This is a genomic window from Terriglobus aquaticus, assembly GCF_025685415.1.
In the GTDB taxonomy this organism is placed as follows: domain Bacteria; phylum Acidobacteriota; class Terriglobia; order Terriglobales; family Acidobacteriaceae; genus Terriglobus; species Terriglobus aquaticus.
On sequence record NZ_JAGSYB010000001.1, the window covers coordinates 1557926 to 1582664 of the forward strand.

At 61.4% G+C, this 24739-nt stretch carries 21 protein-coding genes; 14 read left to right on the plus strand and 7 right to left on the minus strand.

Features of this window, described 5'->3' with window-relative positions:
* The first annotated feature begins 28 nt into the window (after positions 1–28).
* From OHL12_RS06380 to mscL, 4 genes are all read left to right on the plus strand, one after another.
* Positions 29–820, plus strand: coding sequence for a 2-keto-4-pentenoate hydratase (locus tag OHL12_RS06380; RefSeq protein ID WP_263412991.1), 792 nt, complete (start codon positions 29–31; stop codon positions 818–820).
* 121 nt (positions 821–941) lie between these two features.
* The gene (ku, locus tag OHL12_RS06385) at positions 942–1931 is read left to right on the plus strand and encodes a non-homologous end joining protein Ku (protein ID WP_263412992.1); all 990 of its coding nucleotides are present in this window, start codon (positions 942–944) and stop codon (positions 1929–1931) included.
* The gene (locus OHL12_RS06390) at positions 1915–2295 is read left to right on the plus strand and encodes a permease (protein ID WP_263412993.1); all 381 of its coding nucleotides are present in this window, start codon (positions 1915–1917) and stop codon (positions 2293–2295) included. Before ku ends, OHL12_RS06390 begins: the two co-directional genes overlap by 17 nt.
* Before the next feature lie 45 nt (positions 2296–2340).
* Entirely contained in the window at positions 2341–2793 is a 453-nt protein-coding gene (mscL, locus tag OHL12_RS06395) for a large conductance mechanosensitive channel protein MscL (protein WP_263412994.1), read from the plus strand.
* A gap of 76 nt (positions 2794–2869) precedes the next feature.
* Here the strand turns inward: mscL and thiC are convergent, their stop codons facing one another.
* Complete coding sequence (thiC, locus tag OHL12_RS06400) at positions 2870–4402, minus strand: phosphomethylpyrimidine synthase ThiC (protein ID WP_263412995.1); 1533 nt, start codon at positions 4400–4402, stop codon at positions 2870–2872.
* Positions 4403–4509: 107 nt separating this feature from the next.
* On the opposite strand from thiC, the gene OHL12_RS06405 reads away from it, so the two are divergent.
* Genes OHL12_RS06405 through OHL12_RS06435 form a run of 7 tightly spaced genes read left to right on the plus strand, consistent with a single transcriptional unit; the run spans position 4510 to position 8994 of the window.
* Complete coding sequence (locus OHL12_RS06405; protein ID WP_263412996.1) at positions 4510–4956, plus strand: cytochrome c maturation protein CcmE; 447 nt, start codon at positions 4510–4512, stop codon at positions 4954–4956.
* 32 nt (positions 4957–4988) lie between these two features.
* Entirely contained in the window at positions 4989–5705 is a 717-nt protein-coding gene (locus OHL12_RS06410; protein ID WP_263412997.1) for an ABC transporter ATP-binding protein, read from the plus strand.
* The gene (ybaK, locus tag OHL12_RS06415; protein WP_263412998.1) at positions 5702–6193 is read left to right on the plus strand and encodes a Cys-tRNA(Pro) deacylase; all 492 of its coding nucleotides are present in this window, start codon (positions 5702–5704) and stop codon (positions 6191–6193) included. Before OHL12_RS06410 ends, ybaK begins: the two co-directional genes overlap by 4 nt.
* Positions 6190–6882 carry a heme exporter protein CcmB gene (locus OHL12_RS06420; protein ID WP_263412999.1) on the plus strand — a complete coding sequence of 231 codons (693 nt, stop codon included), beginning with the start codon at positions 6190–6192 and terminating at the stop codon, positions 6880–6882. The genes ybaK and OHL12_RS06420 overlap by 4 nt, the downstream gene beginning before the upstream one ends.
* 60 nt (positions 6883–6942) lie before the next feature.
* A complete protein-coding gene (gene ccsA / locus OHL12_RS06425) occupies positions 6943–7644 on the plus strand; it encodes a cytochrome c biogenesis protein CcsA (RefSeq protein WP_263413000.1) in 702 nt (233 codons plus the stop codon).
* Positions 7644–7790: a hypothetical protein gene (locus OHL12_RS06430; RefSeq protein WP_263413001.1), complete on the plus strand. Its 147-nt coding sequence runs from the start codon at positions 7644–7646 to the stop codon at positions 7788–7790. Before ccsA ends, OHL12_RS06430 begins: the two co-directional genes overlap by 1 nt.
* Positions 7783–8994: a YncE family protein gene (locus tag OHL12_RS06435; protein ID WP_263413002.1), complete on the plus strand. Its 1212-nt coding sequence runs from the start codon at positions 7783–7785 to the stop codon at positions 8992–8994. The genes OHL12_RS06430 and OHL12_RS06435 overlap by 8 nt, the downstream gene beginning before the upstream one ends.
* A 16-nt stretch (positions 8995–9010) precedes the next feature.
* On the opposite strand, the gene OHL12_RS06440 is transcribed toward OHL12_RS06435, so the two are convergent.
* The 4 genes from OHL12_RS06440 to OHL12_RS06455 are packed head-to-tail and all read right to left on the minus strand — an operon-like array spanning position 9011 to position 14395.
* Positions 9011–11176 carry a PP2C family protein-serine/threonine phosphatase gene (locus OHL12_RS06440; protein WP_263413003.1) on the minus strand — a complete coding sequence of 722 codons (2166 nt, stop codon included), beginning with the start codon at positions 11174–11176 and terminating at the stop codon, positions 9011–9013.
* Positions 11176–12147 carry a YihY/virulence factor BrkB family protein gene (locus OHL12_RS06445; protein WP_263413004.1) on the minus strand — a complete coding sequence of 324 codons (972 nt, stop codon included), beginning with the start codon at positions 12145–12147 and terminating at the stop codon, positions 11176–11178. The genes OHL12_RS06440 and OHL12_RS06445 overlap by 1 nt, the downstream gene beginning before the upstream one ends.
* Positions 12148–12171: 24 nt before the next feature.
* Positions 12172–13329, minus strand: coding sequence for an MFS transporter (locus tag OHL12_RS06450; RefSeq protein WP_263413005.1), 1158 nt, complete (start codon positions 13327–13329; stop codon positions 12172–12174).
* The gene (locus tag OHL12_RS06455; RefSeq protein ID WP_263413006.1) at positions 13316–14395 is read right to left on the minus strand and encodes a LacI family DNA-binding transcriptional regulator; all 1080 of its coding nucleotides are present in this window, start codon (positions 14393–14395) and stop codon (positions 13316–13318) included. The genes OHL12_RS06450 and OHL12_RS06455 overlap by 14 nt, the downstream gene beginning before the upstream one ends.
* Positions 14396–14571: 176 nt before the next feature.
* On the opposite strand from OHL12_RS06455, the gene OHL12_RS06460 reads away from it, so the two are divergent.
* The 3 genes from OHL12_RS06460 (at position 14572) to OHL12_RS06470 (ending at position 22016) form a co-directional block, all read left to right on the plus strand.
* A complete protein-coding gene (locus OHL12_RS06460) occupies positions 14572–18105 on the plus strand; it encodes a TonB-dependent receptor domain-containing protein (RefSeq protein WP_263413007.1) in 3534 nt (1177 codons plus the stop codon).
* A gap of 117 nt (positions 18106–18222) precedes the next feature.
* Complete coding sequence (locus OHL12_RS06465) at positions 18223–19824, plus strand: GH39 family glycosyl hydrolase (protein ID WP_263413008.1); 1602 nt, start codon at positions 18223–18225, stop codon at positions 19822–19824.
* A gap of 92 nt (positions 19825–19916) precedes the next feature.
* The gene (locus OHL12_RS06470) at positions 19917–22016 is read left to right on the plus strand and encodes a glucoamylase family protein (protein WP_263413009.1); all 2100 of its coding nucleotides are present in this window, start codon (positions 19917–19919) and stop codon (positions 22014–22016) included.
* A 64-nt stretch (positions 22017–22080) separates the two neighbouring features.
* On the opposite strand, the gene OHL12_RS06475 is transcribed toward OHL12_RS06470, so the two are convergent.
* Together OHL12_RS06475 and OHL12_RS06480 are read right to left on the minus strand one after the other, a co-directional pair.
* Positions 22081–23100: a hypothetical protein gene (locus tag OHL12_RS06475; RefSeq protein WP_263413010.1), complete on the minus strand. Its 1020-nt coding sequence runs from the start codon at positions 23098–23100 to the stop codon at positions 22081–22083.
* A 60-nt stretch (positions 23101–23160) separates the two neighbouring features.
* Entirely contained in the window at positions 23161–24717 is a 1557-nt protein-coding gene (locus OHL12_RS06480; RefSeq protein WP_263413011.1) for an MBOAT family O-acyltransferase, read from the minus strand.
* Positions 24718–24739: the final 22 nt, after the last annotated feature.

Consider the following 24739-nt stretch of genomic DNA (forward strand, 5'->3'; position numbering starts at 1 on the left):
CTGGATGCACCATCTGCCCGGAGACACGATGACCGAACTCAGCGCCGCCCGTGAAAACGTCCTGTTCCGCACTGCCGATTTCTTGTTGGATCATCGCCGCACGGGCGAACCGGTGGCCGATATCCCTGAAGAATTGCTCCCCCTTTCGGAGCAGGAAGCGTTCTTTGTTCAGGACACCATGATGCGCGCCTATGACGAGATCGGAGGATGGAAGATCGGCGCCCGCTCCCCGGATGGAACACCTTTTTTCGCACCGATGCCGGCCCAATGGATGGGTGCAAACGGAACCCTGTTTCGGGGACCGATGCACCGCCTGCACGGGGTGGAAGCAGAGATCGCCTTTCAGTTGAAATCCGACCTGCCGAAGCGCTCTGAGCCGTACACGCGCGACGAGGTGCTTTCCGCGATTGGATCGTGCCATTCCGCAATCGAGGTGATCGAATCGGCCCTGCTCGAGCCGCTGTCTGCACCTCGCGAAAGCATGATGGCGGACATGCAGATGCACGGCGGATTCGTGGCAGGTCCCGCGATTCCCAATTGGCAAGACATCGATTGGCAGAAGGAAGGCGTTCACCTGATGGTGGATGGGAGCGTGCGCGTGGAGAATGTGGCTTCGAATCCGGGTGGTACAGACTTTCTGCGGCTGCTCACCTACTTGGCGAACGAAGGCTCTCATCGCACCGGCGGCCTGCGTGCCGAGCAGTGGATCACGACCGGCAGTTGGACCGGTGTGACCTGGGCAACGCCCAGCGCCCAGGTGTCCGTCGAGTTCGACCACGCGGGAAGCGTGAGCCTGCAGTTTGCGGCGCAGCCCTTCTAACGCCGCATCGAGGCAGCACAACCCCGGAGCATAAGCCTGCAGCTCTGCGCCGGTCCGCGGATGCCCTCGTGCATCCCGAATGCTGCCGGGATGAATCACACAAGGTACTCGAGGTGGCAAAATGGCGCGTCCCTACTGGTCCGGTACCATTCAGATTTCGCTGGTGAGCTTTGGCGTGAAGTTCTTTGTGGCGACGGAGTACAAGAGCGAGATCCGCTTTCACCAGATCAGCCGCTCCACCGGCGAGCGGGTGCGCCACCAAAAAGTGCTGCAGAGCGCGGTCGATAATGGCGCTCTGGAAGAGGGAGCGGAAGCGGCAAGCGTCGGCAAGGACGATATCGTAAAGGGGTACGAGTACGCCAAAGGGCAGTACGTGATGATCGAACCCAGCGAGATTGCCAATCTGCGTGTGCCGTCCAAGCACTCCATTGCGATTGACCAGTTTGTGAACGAGGCCGACATCGATCCGGCTTACTTCGAGAAGCCGTACTTCGTCACGCCCGATGGTGACGCGCAGATGGAGGCTTTTGCGGTGGTGCGCAAAGCAATGCGCGCCGCAAAGAAGGTCGGTATCGGCAAAATCGCATTCGGAGGCCGCGAGCACATTGTGGCGATCAAGTCGAATGATGACGACGAGCATCCCGGCCTGATGGCGTACACGATTCGCTACCAGCAGGAGCTGCGCAGCCCGATGGAGTACTTCGGCGGTCTGCGGCCAGTGGAGATCGACGAGGATCAATTGGATCTGGCAGAACAGTTGATCAAGCGAAAGACCGGTAAGTTCACGCCGGAGAAATACCAGGATGGATATGAGATCGCGCTGAAGGAATTGGTAGATGCCAAGGTGAACAATCGGCCCATTCCGGTTGACCAGCCTGCTCCGCGCCACGCCAAGGTGGTGAACCTGATGGATGCGCTGCGGGACTCGTTACGTGGAAATGGCGCTGCCACCGAAAGCCCTGAAGAGGACGCCAGCAAGAAGAAGGCGCCGCGCAGTGAGAAGAAGGCTGATGCGGCCAAGCAAAGCTCGAAGGTGCTGAAGATGCCGGCGAAGAAAGCTGCACCGAAACCTGCCGCGCGCACCGGGCGGGCGCATGCAAAATCGGCCTGACCCTCGCTTCCACGGATCGGAGCGTGCTCCACTAAGGGGCGGCAGGCCTAGATCGCCGGCACTACCGTTACGAGCTCACCTGCGGCGATTCGTCGACCTGCGCTACCGGTCCGTTTCGCGTGGATCTCTGCTGGTTCTCTTCAGCACGATTGCGGCATTCCGGCTTTCGCACTTTCCGAATAATCACGGCACGCCCTGGCTGCTGGTGCCGCTGGTCTGTGCGATCGCCGGCACAGCCGATACGACCCGCTGCATGCAAAAGCGCTGGAACTGGTATCACGGCGGTGTGGTGCTGTGCCTGTACACCGACCTGATGGCCATCGGGATGATCACGTTTTTTCTTCTGTACCCCTTGTGGCTGTGACCTGTAGTCTTCCGTACAGTCACCAAGCCACATCGGGAGAAAAGCATGTTCAAGGGATTCCGCGACTTCATTCTGCGCGGCAACGTAGTCGACCTTGCGGTTGCCGTGATCATCGGCGCGGCCTTTGGTGCCATCACGGCATCGCTTACGGCAGACGTAATTACACCGTTGATCGCCGCACTGATCGGCGCGCCGGACTTCTCCTCCCTCGTGATTCACGTGCCCGTCCTGCACCAAGTTCCACCGCCGTCTCCGCTGCCCGCGGGGTACGTGGCCCCGGGCGAGTTGCACATTGGCAAATTCCTGAACGCGGTAATCAACTTTCTGCTGAACGCGGCGGCGATCTACTTCATGATTGTGGTTCCTATGAAGTACGTGATGTCGCGCATCGAAAAGCCTGCCGCCCCCACCACCCGGCCTTGCCCGCAGTGCCTCAGTGACATCCCGGTTGCGGCAACCCGCTGCAAATTCTGCACGGAGCCCGTGTCCGCCGTATAGCTGCACGGCTTCTGCCTGAGAACTTAGAAACAGGAAGGCCGCCCTCTTGGGGCGGCTTTCTTTGGCTGCTTAAGGCTTAGCGCAGAGCCATCTGCTCGGTCACGATCTGCGTCAGGTCGGGCTTGCGCAGCCCGTGAACCTCTTCGTTGTACTTATCCACCTTGCTCGACCAGTTCATGGAGCAGAACTTCGGCCCACACATGCTGCAGAAAGCCGCTTCCTTGTAGTAGTCGTCCGGCAGGGTCTCGTCGTGCATGCCACGAGCTGTTTCGGGATCGAGCGACAGCGCGAACTGCTTGTCCCAATCGAAGGTGTAGCGGGCGTGCGAGATTGCGTCGTCGCGGTCGCGGGCGCCGGGGCGATGCCGTGCGATGTCTGCAGCGTGCGCCGCGATCTTGTACGCGATGATGCCGTCTTTCACGTCCTTCTCGTTCGGCAGTCCCAGGTGTTCCTTGGGCGTCACGTAGCAGAGCATCGCCGCACCATGCCATCCGATCATTGCCGCGCCGATCGCGGAGGTGATGTGGTCGTAGCCGGGCGCGATGTCCGTCACCAGCGGTCCAAGCACGTAGAACGGAGCACCGTCGCAAAGCTCCACTTCCTTATCGACCTGCTCCTTGATCTTGTCCATGGGGACGTGCCCCGGGCCTTCGATCATCACCTGCACGTCGTCCTTCCACGCCTGCCGGGTCAGTTCGCCGAGTGTCTTCAGTTCCGCGAACTGCGCTTCGTCGCTGGCATCGGCAACACTGCCGGGGCGCAGTCCGTCGCCAAGCGAGTAGCTCACGTCGTACTTGGCCATGATCTTGGTGATGCGATCGAAGTTCTCGTACAGGAAGTTCTGCTTGTGGTGCGCGGTCATCCACTGCGCCATGATGGCGCCGCCGCGCGACACGATGCCCGTGATCCGCTTGCTGACCATGGGGATGTACTGCACCAGGACGCCAGCATGGATGGTGAAGTAATCGACTCCCTGCTGCGCCTGCTCCTCGATCACTTCCAGGTAGAGGTCGATGTTCAGATCTTCCACGCGCTTCACGCGGCCAAGCGCCTCGTACAGCGGCACGGTGCCAATGGGCACGGGCGAGTGGCGTAGGATGGCTTCGCGAATCATCGGGATATCCCCGCCGGTAGACAGGTCCATCACCGTGTCCGCGCCATAGTGCACCGCGGTGTGCAGCTTGCGCAGCTCCTCGTCTACATTGCTGGTGATTGCGGAGTTTCCGATGTTGGCGTTGATCTTGCAGAGCGAGCCGACGCCGATCGCCATTGGCTCCAGCTCCGGATGCATGATGTTGGCCGGAATGATCATGGTGCCGCGCGCAATTTCGGAGCGGATGAACTCGGGGTCCAGCTTTTCCTTGTGCGCAACATAGGCCATCTCCTCGGTGATGAGGCCTTTGCGGGCAAAGTGCATCTGGCTCATGTTGGTGTCGCCGGTGCGCGCGGCCTCTTCGCGGCGCTTCACAATCCACTCGGCGCGCGGCTTTGGCACGGCGTAGTCATTGCCGGCCGGCTGGCGGTGTCCGTTTTCCGCCTTGTACCCATAGGGGTTGCCGCCGCCGTGGTTCCCGTTGCCGTTGCCGTTTGTCGCCGAAAATGCGCCCATTTTGTGCAGTTCTCCTGTGGTTCGCGCTTCGGTCGAGTATACGCCGCGCCAGCTTTCTCCTTCCGTCGGTGGAGGCCGAAACCGGCCCGCCCTGCTACGCTAAGAGCATGAAGTCTGGTAGCTCCATCAAGGTGATTGCCGCAACCGCGATCATCGTGGGTGTCGTGTTGTGGCTGGCCATCAGCGGCGCCAAAGACGCGAAAAGCTATTACGTGACCATTGCCGAAATGCAGAAGCTGGGCGACAAGGCGTACACCCGCAACCTGCGCGTCGCCGGCAACGTGAAGCCCGGGTCAATTCACCGCGTAGGAACTCACGCCGACTTCGTGCTGCTGGAGCTTGGCAAGGAACTGCCCGTGCAATACAACGGCACGGAACCACCGCCTGACACATTCAAAGACGACGCTCAGGCTTTGGCCATGGGTCACCTTGGCCGCGACGGCGTATTTCAGGCGAACCAGTTACAGGCCAAGTGCGCCAGCAAGTACGCTCCCGCACAGCCCGGTCAGAAAAAGGCCCTCGTAGCGCCGACCGCGGCGATGGTTTCCCGGTAGCACCCAGCCGTAAAAGCGATACGATAACTGCGATGCCACACGCGGTGGAGCTCCAGGACGTGTCGCGCCTGTATGGCGGCTTTGCTGCGTTGCGGCGGGTCTCATGCGTCTTTGCGACCGGCGGCATGCATGCCCTGCTGGGCGACAACGGAGCGGGTAAATCGACACTGCTGCGCATGGCCGCGGGCCTGGTCACTCCGACTCACGGTACGGTCCGCGTGTTGGGCGGAACACCTGCACAAAATCGTTATCGCATTGCGTACATGAGCCACGCGGCCATGCTGTACGACGACCTGACGCCCATGGAAAATCTCGCTTACTTCGCCCGCCTGCACTGCTCCGCCGACGCGTGCGCCATGTGCCACGCTTCCCCTGAGATGGCGCTGCGGGCGGTTGGCTTGGACCCGCACCTGAAGCGGCCGGTGAGTCAGCTTTCGCAGGGCATGCGCCAGCGTACCTCCCTCGCGGCCGCGATCCTGGCCGACCCGGAACTGCTTCTGCTGGACGAGCCCTTCTCCAACATGGACGTCAACGGAGCGCGCGAACTCGTCGCATTGCTGCAGGACTTCCTGACCTGGCCGCTGACCGGCAACGCACAGGGCGCGCGCACGATCATCCTGACCACGCACCAGCACGACCTGGTACGCGGCGTGGCAAACTCGACGACCTATCTGCGTCGCGGCAGCGTGGTCCCGGCCGCCGAGCGCTTTGAGGCGGAACCGGCCCAGCTTGAGGCCTCGGCGGCGTGAAGACAAACGCCTGCCGCGTGCTGGATCAGCTTGGTATTGCCTACCGGACGCAGGAGTATGCGGTGGACCCGAACGACCTGGCAGCCACCACGGTCGCCGCAAAAATCGGAATGCCCGTAGAGCAGGTCTACAAGACGTTGCTATGCCACATGGCATCCGGGGAGTACGTGTTCGCCGTGATCGCGGGCGACGCCGAACTGGACCTGAAGAAACTGGCCGCCGCGGCCGGCGAGAAGAAGGCTGAGCTCGCCCCACTCAAGCAGTTGGAGCCGCTGACCGGCTACATCCGCGGTGGCTGCACGGCCCTGGCGGCAAAGCGCGAATTCCCCGTGTACGCGGATGAGCTGATGGAGCTCCACGAGGTGATCAGTGTTTCAGCCGGTGTGCGCGGCATGCAGATGCTGCTAGCACCCGCCGACTACCTTCGTGCAACGCACGCCACGGTGGCGGACCTGACCAAAGCGACACTCGGGTCCGCAGCCGCATGAACGAGCTGCGGCACTATGCTTCCCTGGTCGGCCTGCACCTGAAGAAAGAGCTGCGGCTTGAGTGGCGCCGGCGCGACACGCTGATGGGCATGCTCTTTTTCACCCTGCTGATCGCGGTAGTGTTTTCGCTGGCGTTTGATCCGACCTCGAATCCGACGCTGGCGCGGCAGATCTCCGGTGGTGTGGGCTGGCTGGGTCTGCTGTTTGCGGCCACCACATCCCTGAATGGTTCGTGGAATCGCGAGGAGCGCAACCAGGTGCTGGACGCGCACCGGCTCTCACCCTCTCCGCCGTCGGCCCTCTTTCTAGGTAAAGCGATCGCGAATTTCCTCTTTGTCACGGCGGTCGAACTTATTCTGGTTCCGGTGTTTGTGCTGTTCTATAACCTGCACACGCTGGGCGATTGGCGGCTGCTGGCGGCCGTGCTGCCGCTGGGCACGTGGGCGCTGGTGCTGAACGGCACATTTTTTGCGGCGCTCAGCCTCCGTGGCCGCAACCGCGACCTGCTGTTGCCTATGGTGCTGTTTCCCATGTCCATCCCCGCTTTGCTGGCGATGGTGAATGCGACGACGTCCATCATTACGGGCGAGTTTGACCCAATGCTGTGGGTTCGGCTGTTGGTGGGCTACGACGTGGTCTTTACAACCGTCGCCCTGCTGTTATTCGCACCGGTGCTGCACGCGGAGTAAGCGGATCATGCTTTTGGCGGAGACTGCCGGCGCTGCCATCGGCGATACTGGAGGCGACGCATGAAGCGCCTTTTCTATCTTTGCGCGGGGCTCGCGGTCGCGCTGCTCGCCTTCAGCACGTACAGAGCATGGTACGTTGCGCCCACCGAGGCCACCATGGGCCCGGTGCAGCGTATTTTCTACTGGCACGTTCCGCTGTTCATCGTGGGTGAGGTCACGCCTTACGTGAACATGCTGGCTTCGCTCGGCTACCTCTATTTCCGTTCGCGGAATACGCGGTTGGCGCTGCAGGCGGACGCCCTTGCAGTTGCCGCGGCTGAGGTGACCACGGTCTTTGTGGGTCTTGGCCTCGTGGCCGGCATCCTGTGGGGCCGGCCGGCATGGGGTATCTGGTGGGCGTGGGACGCGCGCACCACGAGCACGCTACTGCTGTGGCTGCTGTATGTGAGTTACCTGCTGGCGCGGCGGTTCTCGTCCGACGAGAGCAGCAAGACCCTGGGTGCGGTGCTGAGTATTTTTGCCGGCGTGAACGTTCCGATCGTCTTCATGTCGATCCGGTGGTGGCGCACGCAACACCCCGCACCCGTGCTCACTGGCGATGGATACCTCGATCCGTCGATGAAGGCCGTGCTTGGCTGGAATATCCTGGCATTCTTCGTCTGGGGCACCGTGCTGGTTTGGGCGCGATACGCCATTCTGCGAGTCGAACAGCAGACCGCGGAGCATCGCCTGCACACCCTGCTGGAACGGGAGGCCGTGTAGTGGAGTACTCCGCTGAGAGCATTCGCTTCCTGCACGCCGCTTATGCGTTGATGGCCCTGGGACAGGCCGCGTATGTCACCTTCCTGGTAAAGCGTTGGAACCGTGTGAAGCTGGAAGCCGCGCGTGCAAAGAGCCTCGATGCGTAGGCAAGCTGCACTGGGGCTCGCTTCCCTGCTTCCCGTGCTGGCCGTATCCGGCTGCCGCCACTTCAAGTTCCCCGACGAGCCCGCAAACTATCGCGAGTATGCTTACGTGACCAGCGGTGAAAACGGCACCGTAAGCGTGCTGGACCTTGTCCAGATGCGGCAGGATCGCGTGTTGCAGGTGGGCACCAATCCGACCGGCGCTGCGGCAAACCCCTCGCGGAACGAAGTGTACGTCGTGAATACGGGAACTTCCGGGCACGACGGCAGCCTCAGCGTAATCGACACCACGCGAAACGCGGTCACCGCGACCGTACCGTTACACAGCCGTCCCTACCAGATCAGTGTGGATATGCAGGGACGGCGAGGATATGTGGCGAACGCGGGCTCCAACACCGTCAGCGTCATCGACCTGGTGAATCATCGCGAGTTGGAGACGATCGGCGCCGGAGAAGAGCCCGGTCTGGCCAGGATCTCGCCAGACGGCCGCACGCTCGTCGTCTCGAATCGGAAGGCCGGGAGCGTGTCGCTGTACAGCGTAAGCGACTCGGGTACGCCGCAACTGCGCGCGACCTTTGGCGGTTGCACCGGCGCGACCGACATCGCAATTACACCGAAAGAGCCGACACAGCCCTCCACCAAGGCCTTTATTGCCTGCTCCGGAGCCGATGCGGTCCTTGGCATCTCGCTGGCGCAGGCGCCTAATAGCTGGGCGGCCCGCCAGGACGCTTCCGCCACTACCGACCACGAACTCGCGCTGCTGAAGGTCGGCAAAACGCCGGTGCAACTCGCGGTAAAGCCGGACGGCGGCGAAATCTTCGTATCTAACTTCGGCTCGGGCACGATCAGCGAGATCTCCACGTGGACGAACGAAGTGGGCGGCACGTATCCCATCGGGATGCAGCCTTCGCACGGCATGGTTTCGGCGGACAACAGCACGCTTTGGATCGCGAACTTCGGCGGCGAATCGCTCAGCCTCTACTCCATCGATGACGGTCGTATCACCGGCAGCGTCCGGACGGGCAGCGGCCCCGATGTGCTGGCGATGAGTGCCGACGAGCACCTCTTGCTGGCTGCGGACGCGCGCAGCGGCGACGTGGCCGTGATCCGCACGCGCGATCGCAACGGGCCAACCCTCTTCACGCTACTGCCGGCGGGCTCGCGGCCAAACGCCATCGCCATCAAGTCCTTCACGCAGAAGCCCTAGCTGCCGGGCATCGCTCCTACGCCTGCTGCCGGGCGAGTACCAGGGTGATGTCGTCCGGCTGCTCCCCCTCGCCGATCCAAGCATCCAGCGCTCGCATGACTTCCCCGCTGATGACATCCAACGGTTCGTCGCGGAACTGGCGCACGACGTCGATCAGCCGATCTTCGCCGAACTCACCAAAATCGTTCTCGGGCTCGGTTACACCATCGGAATACGCGATGAGGATGTCGCCTGGTTCCATCTGCAACGAGCCTTCGTCGTAGCTCATGTTGTCCATCAGGCCCACGACGGTGCCGCCACGATCCAGCCGGTGCAACGAGCCGTCGGTGCGCAGAACAAACGGCGGTAACTGCCCGGCGTTTGAGTATGTGAGGCGCGCGGACGCCCGGTCGTAGTGAGCCAGAAACAACGTCGCGTACTTTTCGGGCGTGGTCGACCGGTAGAGGTGCTTGTTCAAGAGTGCAAGCACGCGGCCCGGCGCCACAAACAGCTCGCTGCACTCCTCCGAGCCACCGTGCGTGGCCAGGCGAGCGCTTGGGGCCTGCAGCTCTTCGCTGGCGAACCGGTAGGCACGCACTGCAGAGTGCAGCGTGGCCATCAGCAAAGCCGCCGAAATTCCTTTGCCGCTGATGTCACCAAGGGCGACACCCAGACCCGTGACTTCCCTTTGCGCGCTGCCGTTCTCGCCTACCTTTCGGTCAAATGTGAGGAAGTCATAGTAGTCGCCCGAAACCGTGCGTGCGGGGCGGCATATGCCATGCAGTTCCAGTTCGCGAATCGGCGCGGTGCGGAGCAGAGGAAACAGGTTCGCCTGAACCTCCTGCGCGATGGAAAGTTCACTCTCCATGCGCTCCTTTTCTTTCTGCTGCTCAATCAGGCGTCCTAACGACCAGCTCATGCGATTGAACGAGCGGGCCAGATCCGCAAGCTGGTCATCCTGGTTCACCGCAATGCGGTGCTGCAGCTCGCCACGGTCGATCGCCACAGTCGCTTCATACAGGTCTTCCACCGCCCCGGTGATGCTGCGGCTGAGGCGCAAGCCCACGTACAGCGCAAACGCCTCAAGCGCCGCAAACAACAGGCAGACGATCAGGAAAGCGATGCGCACCAGGTCAGTGTTGCGGCCGGTAAGCGCTTCGGAGAACAGCTCGTTGTAGAGCACCGAGGGACGCGACTCGACGTTCATCGGAACTGCCAGCATCTCGCCGCTTTCCCAGTCTGCCGCGCTAAGTGAGGAGAGGAAGCGCACGCGAAAGTCCAGCAGGTTTGCGGCTGGGGGCGCTGTGCCGCCAGCAATGCGGGCGTGCTCCTCCTCTGCGCGGCTCATGTGGTGCGCGGGTCGGGGCACCAGGCCGGGAAGCAGGTACATGCGCCCAATGCCAGCGGATGCGCTGGCTAGCCGAGCATCGTCTAAGGGCTGGCTCGAGATGACGGTGAGGGTATGGCCATCTGCGGTCTGAATGGAATCAGCAGCGGCCAGGTACATCACCGCGCCATCTTCCACAAAGCCGTCCAGGCCATGTGCCGCACGATGGGCGACCCAGTCGGACAGCCAGAGTGGGGATCGCGCGTGCCCCGTAATGCCGGCAACGGGGACTGGATGACCATCCTCATACAAAGCAAGCTGCAGTCCTGCCCCTTGGGCTCCGCGCATCGCGTCCTGGAAGCCGGGCAATGACAGCTCGCCATTCGCATTGTTCGTCTGTCTCAGATTCAGCATGGCTGCCGCGTGTCGAGCCAACGCCATGTTGCTCTGCTGCAGCGTTGCGGCCTGCATCTCAAGCCGCGAACTGACCAGGTGGACCGCGAACTGTCCAAAGGCAACGTAGCTACTCAGAAAGACCAGTGTGAAGAACAGGGCCACTGGAGCCAGGCCGATCAGCAGGTACGTCAAGACCAGTTTGTTTCGAAGCCGCCAAAGTAGACCGCGCCGCAACTGGATCACCACATAGGTGGCCGCCCACCCGACAAGCACCAGCAGCAGGACCCAGCGCAGGTACGACATCACGGCGCCCACCCACCCGGGCAGCAGCGAAACACCGAAGACGATTAGCGTGCTGACAGCCAGCAACCGCAGCGATGGAGGGACCGGCTGCGTCGCATTGGCCGAGGACGCCGCCTGTAGGGCCACCAGCCGCGGGTCCGTCTTGGCCTGCGGACGTGCCCGCCACAGCAGAGGCATCAGTCCTTCTCCGTTTGCTGGCGCAGCAGGTACAGACCGTACCGCGTCGCGGAAAAGTGGGCGCCTGCCAACAGGATCAGGCCAGAAAGGAAGGCCCACATCATCAGCCCGACCGAGATGTAGAACGGCCCATACACTCTCTGAAAATCCAGCCATGGCAGGGCGGCAATGTAAAGGTGTTTCGCGACCTCCCAGAAAGCGCCCGTGACAATGGCGGCGGGCAGAACTGCGCGCACGGGAACGCGGCGGTTCGGTAGAACCCAATAGATGAGGAAGAACATGGCCATGCTGCCGGCACCCGCGAGCACGTTGAGAAAAAATCGTGAAGTGACCTGGTACACCACGTTATCGGTATGGCCGAAGAAGAGGAACCCCAAAACAGCTTGCTGCCCCGCCGACAACGCAACGGAGACCATGGCCATGAAGCCGACCGCGAACGCCAGGCCCAGCGACACCGCCTGGTTGTGCAGGTAGTTGCGGTTTTTCGGAGCACGCCAAACGTTGTTCAGCGCGACTTCAAGCGGCAGGAATACACCGGTCGAACTGATGACCAGCATGATCAGCGAGAAGGCCTGCGCCCCCTTGCGCGGGTGGGCCAGCAGGGCCATGTTGCGCATCACGAAGTCTTGGCCAGTGGGCAGAAAGCTATGCATCAACTGCCCGACCACGGTGCTCATGGTGCTCGAGTGGAAGACCTGTTGCGACAGGGTGAGCAGGAGCACGATGAACGGAAACAGCGACAGGATTACATTCGCAGCGACGGAGAAAGCATAGGTGTGAACATCGGTGCGGGTGAGGTATCGCAGCAACTCGAATAGGCTGCCGGCAAGCCCATGCGCCGCAGGTTCGGGCCACAGTTCCCGTTCACCCGGAGCCACAGGCAAGTCGTCGCTCACCTCGACTGCATTGTTTGCGCGAAGCGTGTCGGCCGGCACGTCGCTGGCATGCGATGGGGGAGTGATAAACGGCATCTTGGGCGACTCGTATCGATGCTACTACCCGGTGGTGTTCGCAACGGCAGACTCGCGCGCACAGAGGAGTCCGACGAGCAACACCGCCGCGCCTGCCAGAGGAACGAACAGGCCCGCTCGCAGAGAGTGCGCTGCCTGCGACACCTGCCCGATCAGAAAGGGCAGAAGCGCCGATCCCAAGCCGGCCAGCAGGAATGCGGCGTTGCCTGCCTCGCTGCCTGCCAGGGACCGCGCCAGCAGTTCTGGGTAGATGGGTCCCACGCCAAACCCGCAGCAGAATGCACCGGCAATCAGCATCCCTGCCGAACCTGCCCAGAGCAGCATGAGCAAACCGCACACCAGGAGTGCCGCGAAAGCCGCTGCCGTATAGCGGCCCTGCCCAAGCCGGAGCCAGCGGACGGAAAAGACGACGCGGCTCAGTAGCAGGCCCGCCCACAGCGCCGTTCCTGCCGTCACAATCATGCCGTAGGTTACGCGGTCGCGGAGCGCGTACGTCACCAGCCAAGCACCTACGCCTGCCTCAATGCCTGTGGTCAAAGGCAGCGCGATCGCGGAGACAGTCTTGATGCTTCGCAACTGTCGCCAGGCTGCCCATTGCCCCTCTAACGGAACATGTTCGTGCCACAACGAAAGAGCCGCGGGCGTGCCGCATAGTAGGACTGCGACTGCATAGGCTTGCAAAGTAGCCGCCACACCGAGCTGCGCCGTAGACCGCAGCAGCAGAAACGGTGCGCATGCAGCTCCGATGGCCCACACCAGGTTCAGCCGGGTGAGTTCCGTTGCGCGCCGGTCTGGAACCTGCCGCGATCGCAAGAGGGTGACGGCAGTCATCATCAGACCCAAGCCGAAACCGCTCAGCAGAACGGCGCCGGAAATCGCAACTCCGTGCAGCTTCGTCAACACCGAAATCGGTACGGCCACCGCAGCCGTGGACAGCAGAAGCATGCGGCCCAGGCGTCCTCGCGCGCAGAACGCGCCTGCGGTCGTTCCGATGAAGAACAGCAGGAACAGACCGCCAGATCCCGCGTCGTGCAGATCGGAGCCACGCACCAGGAACGGCAGCAGCGTGCCCGGCAGCACCAGGCCAACACCGGTGAGCGCGAACAGAAGATACAGCGAAAGGGTTTGCACGGTCTGTTTCTCTGGCCCGGACTCCGCCGAGTTCGAGTCAAACCGATTCACTCTCGGCCCCCGTCCAACGACCTGTGGACGAGCGCACCACCAGTTCTGGCGCGACCATAATTTGTCTCGCAGAGGCGCGGGATTCCGGTGGAGCGTTCAAGGTTTCGAGCACCGCCTGCGCGGCCAGCACGCCCATGTGGTGCAACGGCTGACGCACCGTAGTGAGGGTGGGCCGATGGATGCTCGCGAGTGCAATGTCGTCGAAGCCCACGACTGACACGTCCTCTGGCACGGACCGGCCCGCATCCAGCAGAGCGTGAATCGCACCGATCGCGGACATGTCGTTGAAGGCGACGATTGCCGAGAAATCCCCACCCTGGTGCAGCAGTCTGCCGGTCGCGCGGTATCCCGGCTCACTGGTCGGAAGATCTTCTTCCATCTGCGCCACCCGTTCAGGCAAGAACCGCAGACCCACGGACGCTGCAGAAGCTTCGATTGCGCGCCATCGGACCTCCGTCTCTGAGCTGAACGACTGCCCCTTGATGACGGCAATACGTCGATGTCCGAGGCCGTGCAGGTGCTCCAGCGCCATCTGCGCCGCTCGGGCATTGTCGAGCACGATATTGGTCACGTATGGGTGCGGGTCCGGGCAGGAGACGGTGACGGTCGGGATGGGACCGAAGAGTGGCAGCGCGGTATCCACGGCAATCACCGCATCCACAGCGCGTTCCGCGAACTGGCGCTCCGACCGCTCCAACACTTCCGCCCGATGGTGGTGCGTGATCATCATGATGGCGTAGCCAGCGGAAGAAAGCGTTTCCTCGATGCCAGCGAGCACGGCTGCCGAGTAGCCCTCCGAAATCTCCGGGATGAGCACACCCACGCTGGTGGACTGACCACTGCGCAGCGACCGCGCCAACTGGTTGGGCCGGTAGTTGAATTCGCGCGCGGCTTCCAGAATGCGGGTCTGTGTCGCCTTCGGAATGGCCTGCGCGGCGGGCGATCCGTTCAGGACGCGCGAGATGGAAGCCATGGACAGACCGAGGTGCTCGGACAAGGTTCGCAGCGAAACGGTTCCGGTTCTGCCGCCGGCAGCGGGTGCGGCTTCCAGGGCTGGCCTGTTCATGGGTTTTGGCTCGATCCTCACAGTTCGGAATGGGTTTATTAGAGCAGAGATCGGTGGAGTCGCTTGACAGCGCCTCAGCAGAAGAGAGATAGTCGGCGAGGCCCTGTGCAAAGGTTTGCGCGGCTCCTCTGCCCTGATTTACGCAAACCTTTGCACTGGCTCTCGGAGGCTATTCCATGTTCGTCCCCAACAGCTCTTCCAGCAAGAAGGGTTTCCTTTCTTCCGGCCGGGCCATGCTCCTGGCCTCAGCCGCCGTCGTGGCTTTCGCCCCGGCAGCTCACGCCCAGTTCCGGGCTTCCATCACCGGCACCATCACCGACCCCAGCGGAGCCGTTGTGCCCGGCGCCCAAGTCACGCTGCACGACAACCAGACCGGAAAAACCCTCACTTCCACCTCGAACGAAGCCGGCGTTTACAACTTCAACGCCCTGCCGCCGAACACCTTCACGCTCACGGCCACCATGGCTGGGTTCACGACCAAGACGATCAACAACCTGACCATCACGCCCGAGCAGGCCAACAACATCAACGTGCAGCTGCTGATCAGTTCCAGCAACACCACCGTTGACGTGAGCGCCGACGCCGTGTCGCCGCTGGAAACTGCAACGGCGTCCATCTCCGGCACCATCTCGGCGAATGAGATTCAGCATCTGCCGACCGCCGGGCACGACATCTATCAGTTGGCGCAACTGGCGCCAGGCGCATTCGGAGACGGCCAGCGCAGCGGCAGTGGAGGTACGAACACCCTTCCCGGCCAGCAGGGTCCCGGTGGATCCAGCAGCACCCAAGGCATCTTCGCTACAGAGAACGGCGCACAGGTGCTGGGCAATGGTGGCCAGTACGAGACGAACGGCTTTAGCATCGATGGCATCAGCACCACGTCCGCGGTATGGGGCGGAACGGCGATCATCACGCCCAACGCCGATTCCGTGGACAACCTGAAGATCACGACCAACGGTTACGACGCTGAGTTCGGTCGCTTCAGCGGAACCAACCTACAGGTAACCACAAAGAGTGGAACGAACCAGTTCCACGGCAGCGCCTTCTTTCGCGCCGTGCGTCCGGGTCTGAACGCCTTCAACCGCTACAACGGGCCGGGCTCGCTAGCGCCTTTCGCGCTTGGACCAGGAGTCGCAAACAACAACGTGAACCGCGCGGCCGCACACGGTCTGGTGCGCGACACGGCTCGATACAACGACATCGGCGGCAGCATCGGCGGTCCGATTCTGAAGGACAAGATCTTCGCGTTCTTCGCGTACGAGACCATCCGAAACAACTCCACCTCTGTTCAGAACTTCTGGTACCAGACGCCGCAATTCCTGGCTCTGGCGCCGAGCGGTTCCATCGCCAATCGCTACACCACGACCACCGGCACCAACCTGGTCGGCACGAATACGCAGATCACCTCGACGTGCGCTGCTGCAGGTTTGACCGAAGGCCAAGGCTGCCAGACGGTGAACGGCGGCATCGACATCGGCTCACCCCTGCGCACCGCTCGCGGCACGCAGGATCCCACCTACGTGAGCACCTCGCAGCCGGGAATCGGCGGTGGCCTGGACGGTGTTCCCGACCTGGTTCACATCCAGAGCTCGACACCGCAGAGCATCACGCAGGTGCAGTACAACGGTCGCATGGACGCGGACGTTACGCAGAAGGACCACCTCGCGTTCACCATCTACTGGCAGCCGGCGAGCACGGACAACATCAACGGTCCGGCATATGCGTACAACACATATCACCACACCCAAATCAACGAAGCACTGGCACTCATTTACAACCACACCTTCTCGTCGACCCTCTTGAACGAGGCGCGCGTGAATGCCGCCGGCTGGCGCTGGAACGAGCTTGCTGACAACCCGGGTGTGCAGTTCGGACTGACTCGCACGTCCATCAACACTCCGGGAATCACGAACAGCGGGAGCGATCAGTTTGTGCAGCAGGGTACGGCAGGGCCGAGCCACCTGAACCAGTGGACGTTCGGGTACAAGGATGTTGCGACGAAGATCATCCGGACGCATTCCATCAAGTTCGGCGGTGACGCAACCCAGTTGCACTACCTGCAGGATGCCCTCGGTGCCGCGAGGCCCAATTTCCAGTTCTCGAACATCTGGACGTTCCTGAACGATGCTCCGTTCGGCGAGTCCGGGCAGTTCAATCGCTTCACGGGTGTGCCGTTCGACAACCGCTTCGACATGCGCCAGTGGATCACCGGCGCGTTCGTGCAGGATGATTGGAAGGCGACGCCAAACCTTACGCTGAACATGGGCGTTCGGTACAACTACTTCGACTCGCTGTACTCGAAGCAGAACAACCTGCCGCACGTGGTCTTCGGCTCCGGCGCTTCTACCTTCACCGGCCTGAGCCTGGTACGAGGTGGCAACGCATGGGTGCCGCAGAAGTACAACTTCGGTCCACAGTTCGGCTTTGCCTACAACCCGGAAATGTTCAACCACAAGGTTGTCGTACGCGGCGGCTATGGCCTGAACTACAACCAGCTTGAGATCGCCCTATCGGCCAATCTCTCGAACAATGCCGGCGACTCTGTGACGCCGAACTTCGTCGGAACACCGCAGGCGGCGGACGCGCGGATCATCTATTCGCTGCCGCAGGACCTGACACAGATCTTCGGATTCGCACCGAACCCGAATACGGTGACAAACTATGGAGCGAACGGGCTGCCCACCAGCACCGGTCTGCGGCTGACCACGATTCCGTATCACAACAAAACGCAGCAGGTGCACCACTACTCGCTTGAAGTGCAGGGCGACCTGGGCCACCAGATGGTCGCCAGCGTGACCTACCAGGGCAGCGCGGCACGGCACCTGGTGTATCACGAAGACCTGTATACCCGCGGCGCTTTCCTGGGTCAGGCTTTCAATCCTCAGATCAACTACGTCGAGTCGTTCAGCGACAACGGCCAGTCGAACTACAACGCTCTCATCCTTGACCTGAAGCACAACATGGCGCACAACTTCAGCGTGGATGCGAGCTACACCTGGGCCAAGAGCATGGACGATAACTCCGGCCCGTACACGATGGACCCGTACAGCTACAACCCCGTGTACCTGCGCGCCCGATCAGATTTCAACGTGAACAACGCGTTGAAGATCTTCGGTGTGTACTCGCCCAAACTCTACTACGGCGACAACCGCATCATGAAGGTGCTCGCAAACGGCTTCAACATCAGTGGCATTTACAACCTGCACTCCGGCTTCCCGTGGACACCGACAGTGAACTACGGAACTCAGGCTTACTACGTCGGCAGCGGCTACAGCACGCTGCGGCCGACGCGCTATCTGGGCGGAGCCGGTCACAGCACCAGCAATCGCGCATTCATGAGTACGGGTCTCAGTCCGAACTTTCCAAATGGCGGAGCGGCATACTATGCGTCGTACAGCGCAAGCCAGTTGCAGCCTTCCGCGTTCCCGAACTTGCCAACTTTCTTTCCGGTTCCAGGTGTGAGCCGCAATGCTTTGAACGGACCGCACTACCAGGATCTGGACGCCACACTGACCAAGTCTTTCGGCCTGCCGAATAAGTACCTCGGCGAGCGGACGGGACTTGAGTTCCGCGTGGATGCTTTCAACGTGCTCAACATCACAAACCTGAGCCCAAACATTGACAGCGTGATCACCGATAGCGGCTTCGGCGTGTCCACTGGCGGCCTTGCAGGACGCCAGGTACAGTTGCAGGCGCGTATCAGCTTCTAACGCGCTCTCTGTTCGGTCACGATGGGGAGAGTGTGCGGCCCGGCACTCTCCCCTTTGCTCGCTACACCACAGGGCATGTGACCTTTGCTGCAGCCCTGCACCCTTATCGTTAGGACCATGAAGATGAAAACGCGGTACACCGGAACCACTTTGTTCGCCGCCGCTGCACTGCTCTGCAGTGGCACGTTCCTGCCTGCACAGCAATCACCTGCGGAAGAGCGCATTACGGTGGATGCGTCTGCGAAGACCACACCCTTTCCCCATTTTTGGGAACAGACCTTCGGTTCTGGCCGCGCGATCCTCTCGCTGCGCGAGAGTTACCGCCGCGATCTGAAGCAAGTGAAAGACGCCACCAACTTCGATTCCATTCGCTTCCACGGCATCTTGATGGATGAGGTCGGGCTGTATGATCCCGATCGCATGACGAAGAACCCGGGCCTGGAAGCGCAAAAGGCGAATGACGCTTCCATCTACAATTTCAGCTACATCGACCAGATCTACGATGGCCTGCTGGACCGCGGCGTGCGCCCTTACGTGGAGCTGAGCTTCATGCCGCGCAAGCTGGCGGCCGATCCCAGCATCACTCAGCCGTTCTTCTATCGCCCCTTCGTCTCTCCGCCCAGTGACTACGCGAAGTGGGACGCGATGATCACCGCATTGGGTCAGCACCTGATCGAGCGGTACGGCCTGGACGAGGTCAGCCACTGGAATTTTGAAGTGTGGAACGAACCTAACCTGGACTTCTGGGGTGGCGATCCAAAGCAGGCGACGTACTGGACGTTATATGACCATACCGCCCGCGCTCTGAAAGCGGCCTCTCCGCGGCTTCGTGTGGGTGGTCCGGCCACGGCGCAAGCGGCATGGGTGCCTGACTTTATCAAGCATGTGCACGACAGTCATGTGCCGGTCGACTTCGTCTCCACACACGTGTATGCGAACGACCTGGCCAAGGACGTCTTCGGAACCAATGAAGACATCCCGCGCAGCACGATGGTGTATCGTGCCGTGAAGAAAGTGCACGATCAGATCGCAGCGTCATCCATGCCGACCCTGCCGCTCTACTTCAGTGAATATGGCGCCAGCTACGCGAACGAATCGAACGTGAGCGACTCGCCCTACATGGGACCGTGGCTGGCGAACACGATCCGTCAATGCGACGGCCTGATCCAGAACATGGCCTACTGGTCCTTCAGCGACGTCTTCGAAGAACAGGGCGTAGTGCGTACACCCTTCTATGGCGGGTTCGGCATCATCGCCGCGGACAACATCCCCAAGCCCTCGTTCAACGCGTTCACGCTGCTGCACAAGCTAGGTACGCAGCGGATCGCCCTCAAGTCGGAAAGCGCACTGGCGAGCACAGACGGGAACGGTGCCGTAACGATTGCGCTCTGGAACTATGCCGTGCCGGGCGGGGAAGGTACCACCTACACGAAGCCGCAAGGGCCCGCGGGGCCGGATCGGAGCTTCGACTTTCAGCTAGAACACGTCGCGAAGGATGCGACAGTGCAGGTATGGCGTGTGGACCCGACACACGGCAACTCGCTTGCGGCTTTCGACACGATGGGTCGTCCTTCGGGTTCACTGACGCGCGAGCAGATTCGCACGCTGCAGCAAGCCGCTGCCCTGCCCGCGCCTGAGTCGATGACGCTGCAGAATGGGCATCTGAAGTTGACGGTACCGGCGTATGGGCTCGCAGTGATCACGCTGCAGAAGCAGTAGAGGTGGGAGATATGGTCTGGAAGCGAAGCGGTCGGTCCATTTGCCTCGCAACCGCGGTTGTATGCGCAACGGTCAGCAGTGTGCCAGCGGCGATGGGGCAGCAGTTTGATCGCTTCGCCCAGCATGTCATCTTTGCCGGCAGTCCGGCGTCTGAGTACTACTCGTACAGTCGCGGCAGCCTCTCGTCCCCAAGCACGGTGAAACTGATTCATGATCGCCTGCCGCTGGAAACGGCGGAGTTCAAGAGCGGACCAAACGCGCTGGAGGTGTCGTGGACCTCTGCCGTAAACGGCGGGTGGGATGTGAGCATCGATCCCATTCAATGGCGCAATGGCGAGTTGCAATGGCAAGGCAAGACTGTTTCGTTCTGGGTGTGGTCACCGCAGGGTGTGCATGCGGCAGACCTGCCGCGCTTCGCGGTGACTAGTCGCGGCGGAGGTCACACGACTGCTACCGCGCTGGGCGAGTTCACTGGTGATGTGCCAGCCAAGCGTTGGACGCGCATCGCCGTAGACACGAGCAAGCTTCCCTCGGCTTCGCTGCACCCGTTCGACCCCGCCGGGCTGAATGGTGTGCTGTTCAGCCAGAACAACGCAGATGGCAAGCCACACACGCTGTACGTGGACGAGATCCGCATCGGCGAGGAAACGGCCGTGCAAGCCACGCCCTCGGTTCCGAGCGCGCTGAAGGCGACAGGATACGAGCGGCATGTCGACCTGGAGTGGCAGGCACCGGACGATCCGGCCACGACGGAGTACGTGATCTATCGCTCCGAAGACAACGGCCCGTATCGGCAGGTGGGTGTGCAACGGTACGGCGTGCATCGCTTCACGGACTGGCTTGGCGCGCCGGGCAAGACAGCCCGGTATAGCATCTCCGCGCGCGATGCGCAGATGCACGAATCGGCGCGTACCGAGGCAGCGTCCGCTGCCACACGCTCCATGACCGACGATGAACTGCTGACGATGGTCCAGCGCGCCAGCTTTCGCTACTACTGGGACAGCGCAGAACCCAACAGTGGCATGGCGCTGGAATCGCAACCAGGACCGGACCACCTGGTCGCTATGGGTGCCAGTGGGTTCGGCGTGATGGCTTTGGTGGTCGCGGTCGATCGCGGCTTCATCACGCGGGAGCAGGGTGCCGAACGCATGCTGCGGATCGCCAACTTTCTGGAGCACGCGGACAAGTACCACGGCGCCTGGCCACACTTTCTGGACGGCCGCACCGGCAAGACAATCTCGCTCTTCGGCATCTACGACGATGGCGCCGACCTGGTTGAAACTTCTTTTATGATGGAAGGCTTGCTCACTGCGCGGCAATACTTCAACGGCGACACAGCGCAGGAGCGACAACTTCGCGACATCATCAACCGGCTCTGGGGCGGCGTGGACTGGGATTGGTTCCGCGCCACTCCGTTGCATGACGCCCTTTGGTGGCACTGGTCGCCTAACTACGCCTTTCACGTTGCCAATCGTCTGCAGGGCTGGAACGAGGTGATGATCACCTACCTCCTCGCAATCGCGTCGCCCACGCACGGCATCCCGGCATCCACCTTTCGCACCGGGTATGAACGCGAGGGAAAGGACGCCACAGGCGAGTACGGCATCAAGCACACATACTTCGGTATCCTCCTGGAGCAGGGCTACCTTCCCGGAACGCCCGGGCCGCTCTTCTTTACGCAGTACAGTTTTATGGGCTACGACCCGCGCGGCTTCCGCGACAAGTACACCAACTACTTTCGAAACAACCGCAACGAAGCTCTGATGAACCAGGCCTACGCCATTCACAACCCGGGACACTTCAAGGGCTATGGAGCGAACAGTTGGGGCTTTACCGCCGTGGACGGGCCAAACGATTCGTACCACGAGTACGGCGCGGGCGAAGACGACGACGGCACCATCGCCCCCACTGGCGCGGTCAGTTCCTACGCCTACACGCCGGAGCAATCCATGCTGGCGATCAAGCATTGGTATCGCGATATGGGCAAGAACCTGTGGAACATCTATGGCTTTCGCGACGCCTTCAACGAAAGCCAGAACTGGTACAGCAGCACCAACATGGGACTGAACCAGGCACCGCAGGTAGTCATGATTGAGAACGGCCGCACCGGCCTGGTCTGGAAGACATTCATGTCCAGCCCGGAGATTGCGCCCATGCAAAGAGCGATCGGCTTGGTTCCGGACCGGGATTGATCGCTAGCGGCTTAAAAGCCTGTGCCGGCGCCCGCCAATCCGCTGGCGAGCTGGCAGAGATTCCTCAGGGAGCCGGGTTCGCACCGATGTGCGCCTGCTGCACCCAAGGTGCAATCGTCTTCGCAAACAATAGTGAATTCTCCGCCACGTGATCGGGCCGGATGTGTCCGTTTGCGTCATCGCCCGCGAACCACGACGGCGGCAAAATTAACGGTTTCGCCCCAATGGGCTGCCCCATATGCTCCACGGCATACAGTGCATCCGAACACCCGGGAATCGGTGCGAGGTATACCTTGACCTGCGTCTGAGGCGTGGACAACTTCTGCATCAGGGCACGCACGGAAGCATCCCCGGTCTTCCACATACCGTGCGCGACCAGGTGGCACGTGTCTGGCATGGGCGGGAAATCGAATGCGTAATCCATGTGACCCAGCGTCGCGTCCGTGTTGTGTTCGCGATCACCCTGGTGCAAGGTGAACGAGAGAGTGTTCCAACCGAGCGTGCTGTACACCTTTAACGGAAACGTAAGAAACTCGGCCGGCTTGCGCATGGCGAAACGGAGAATATCTCGCAACGAACCGTGGCGAAACAGCACCTCTTCCCCTTCAAAGAGCAAATCGTGCCGACGGGGATCGTTATAGTCCAGGTTCCACGGAGCGAAGTAAAGCACCAGCAGGCGTGGCGGCCGGTTGTGTGACAGGTAGCGCTGCAGCGGAATGTCTCCAAGCACAGGAAGACTGCCGATCGTGTTGGGAATGACAAGTGCCTTGGTTCCCAACGTGGCGTTCACCACGCGGGGATCGATTCCGATAAACGCGCTGGAGTCGCCGAAGATCACTACGTCCGCGTCGGCATGGCGCACGTTGTACCCGTAATCCAGCACTGGTCCGAACTTGCTCACACCCAACCGCGAGAATCCTGATCCGGGCATCATCACCAGCGGGAAGGTCAGAAGGTAAACCGCTAGTGGTACCGCCAGCACCCAAAGGATCGATCGGGCGAACTGGCGAGGCGTGTACTCCGCCCGCGGATGAAGGATCTGTTCGATCCGTTCCCGTTCGTTCATCGTTGCGGTCTGCGACATGGGTTCGTCTCCCTGGCGAGGTTCAATGGGCTGTATTGCAGCGAGCGGCGGCGACACAAGCTAGAACTGGAAATAAAGGAACGTGGACGGAACCTGCATGCGCACCAGTACCAGCAGCAGAACGGCCCCGAGCACAAAGCCCCATGCCGGCGTCGGTCGCCATGCGATGCGCACCAGGCTCGGCTGCAGATCGGACGGTGCAAGTTGCAGAGACGGCTTGAACCGCGCCAGCATCTGCTGCGTGTTTGGCAGGCACCAGACGATCAGGTAACCCACCACCAGGCCCACCAGCGTGTTTACGCCCAATAGCGAAGCGGAGCGTAGCGGCACAGGACCATGGTGCCGGCCTATCATGCCTGCCAACATGTCCATCGCCGCGCCTACACCAGCGGCGCGGAAGAAGACCTGCGCGATCAGCACCGCAACATAGGTCAATAACAGGCTACCGATGCCGCGCAACCGGCGGACCAGAGCCGAAGGAGCGGCCGTGGCCGGACGCGTCGTTCGCCACACCCGCCAGCCATGATTGATGCACAGGTATAGCGCATGCAGCAGGCCGAAGATTACAAACTGCAGACCAGCACCGTGCCACACGCCTGCCAGAAACAGGGTCACCGTCGTCGGGAACGCCACCAGCTGGACGAACCCCTCCACCGTCGCGGTCGCCTTCCGCGAGATCTTCTTGCCTTGCCGCACCCGCCTGCGATTGATCCACATGGCGATCGGGTTATAGAGATAGCTCATGATGTAGCGGGTGAGCGTCATGTGCCAGCGCTGCCAAAAATCGATGATGCTCCGCGACTTGTACGGCGAGCTGAAATTGAGGGGGAAGTTAATTGAGAACATGCGCGCCAGCCCCAGCGCCATGTCCGAGTAGCCGGAAAAGTCGAAGTACAACTGCAATGAATAAGACAGCACACCGACCCAAGAGCCGCCGGTATGCAGAACTCCCGTGACCAGAAACGCGCGGTCAGCCTCAGTACTAAACCGATCCGCGAGCACCACCTTTTTGAAGAGCCCCATGACAAACCAGGCGAAGCCCACCGCCATGTCATCGGAGCGCAACCGGAAATCGCGCCGGGCATGCAACTGGGGCATGATTTCAGCGTGGTGCAGAATGGGACCCGCAATCAGGTGCGGAAAGAACGTTACGAACAGAACGTAGCTGTCCAGGTCCTGCCGATGCGCCGCACCCTGCTCCAGGTCCACAAGGTATGCGATCTGCGTAAAGGTAAAGAACGAAATGCCGAGTGGCAGAATCAGGTCTGACCAGTTGAGCGGATGGTGAAACACCGCCGTCACACCGTTGATCCATGGAACGAAATACTTGAAAGCGCACAACACAGCCAAGTTGGCGATGATTGCGGCCCAAAGAACGGTCTTGGTCGGCAGCCGGTCTTCAAGCCGGCTCGCAATCAGTGATCCGGCGGCGTAGTTGAACAGGATCGACCCGACCAGCAGCAGTAGGAATCGCGGACTCCAATATGCGTAGAACGCCAGCGAACTAAGTGCCAGCCAAATGATTACCGCGCGCCGATGCCAGTGCGCCGCCACTTGGTAGCCGAGAAGCACGACGGGAAGAAAAACAAACAGAAATGCATACGAGTTGAACAGCACGGTATCCCGCTTTTCCTCCCTG

What these genes read in the sequence shown, in the direction of transcription:
- OHL12_RS06390 (WP_263412993.1), top strand. Translation starts at nt 1,915, where the DNA reads ATGCAAAATCGGCCTGACCCTCGCTTCCACGGATCGGAGCGTGCTCCA.
- ccsA (WP_263413000.1), top strand. Translation starts at nt 6,943, where the DNA reads ATGAAGCGCCTTTTCTATCTTTGCGCGGGGCTCGCGGTCGCGCTGCTC.
- ku (WP_263412992.1), top strand. Translation starts at nt 942, where the DNA reads ATGGCGCGTCCCTACTGGTCCGGTACCATTCAGATTTCGCTGGTGAGC.
- OHL12_RS06405 (WP_263412996.1), top strand. Translation starts at nt 4,510, where the DNA reads ATGAAGTCTGGTAGCTCCATCAAGGTGATTGCCGCAACCGCGATCATC.
- thiC (WP_263412995.1), bottom strand. Translation starts at nt 4,402, where the DNA reads ATGGGCGCATTTTCGGCGACAAACGGCAACGGCAACGGGAACCACGGC.
- OHL12_RS06420 (WP_263412999.1), top strand. Translation starts at nt 6,190, where the DNA reads ATGAACGAGCTGCGGCACTATGCTTCCCTGGTCGGCCTGCACCTGAAG.
- OHL12_RS06410 (WP_263412997.1), top strand. Translation starts at nt 4,989, where the DNA reads ATGCCACACGCGGTGGAGCTCCAGGACGTGTCGCGCCTGTATGGCGGC.
- OHL12_RS06460 (WP_263413007.1), top strand. Translation starts at nt 14,572, where the DNA reads ATGTTCGTCCCCAACAGCTCTTCCAGCAAGAAGGGTTTCCTTTCTTCC.
- OHL12_RS06475 (WP_263413010.1), bottom strand. Translation starts at nt 23,100, where the DNA reads ATGTCGCAGACCGCAACGATGAACGAACGGGAACGGATCGAACAGATC.
- OHL12_RS06445 (WP_263413004.1), bottom strand. Translation starts at nt 12,147, where the DNA reads ATGCCGTTTATCACTCCCCCATCGCATGCCAGCGACGTGCCGGCCGAC.
- OHL12_RS06465 (WP_263413008.1), top strand. Translation starts at nt 18,223, where the DNA reads ATGAAGATGAAAACGCGGTACACCGGAACCACTTTGTTCGCCGCCGCT.
- mscL (WP_263412994.1), top strand. Translation starts at nt 2,341, where the DNA reads ATGTTCAAGGGATTCCGCGACTTCATTCTGCGCGGCAACGTAGTCGAC.
- OHL12_RS06440 (WP_263413003.1), bottom strand. Translation starts at nt 11,176, where the DNA reads ATGCCTCTGCTGTGGCGGGCACGTCCGCAGGCCAAGACGGACCCGCGG.
- OHL12_RS06470 (WP_263413009.1), top strand. Translation starts at nt 19,917, where the DNA reads ATGGGGCAGCAGTTTGATCGCTTCGCCCAGCATGTCATCTTTGCCGGC.
- OHL12_RS06380 (WP_263412991.1), top strand. Translation starts at nt 29, where the DNA reads ATGACCGAACTCAGCGCCGCCCGTGAAAACGTCCTGTTCCGCACTGCC.
- OHL12_RS06435 (WP_263413002.1), top strand. Translation starts at nt 7,783, where the DNA reads ATGCGTAGGCAAGCTGCACTGGGGCTCGCTTCCCTGCTTCCCGTGCTG.
- OHL12_RS06455 (WP_263413006.1), bottom strand. Translation starts at nt 14,395, where the DNA reads ATGAACAGGCCAGCCCTGGAAGCCGCACCCGCTGCCGGCGGCAGAACC.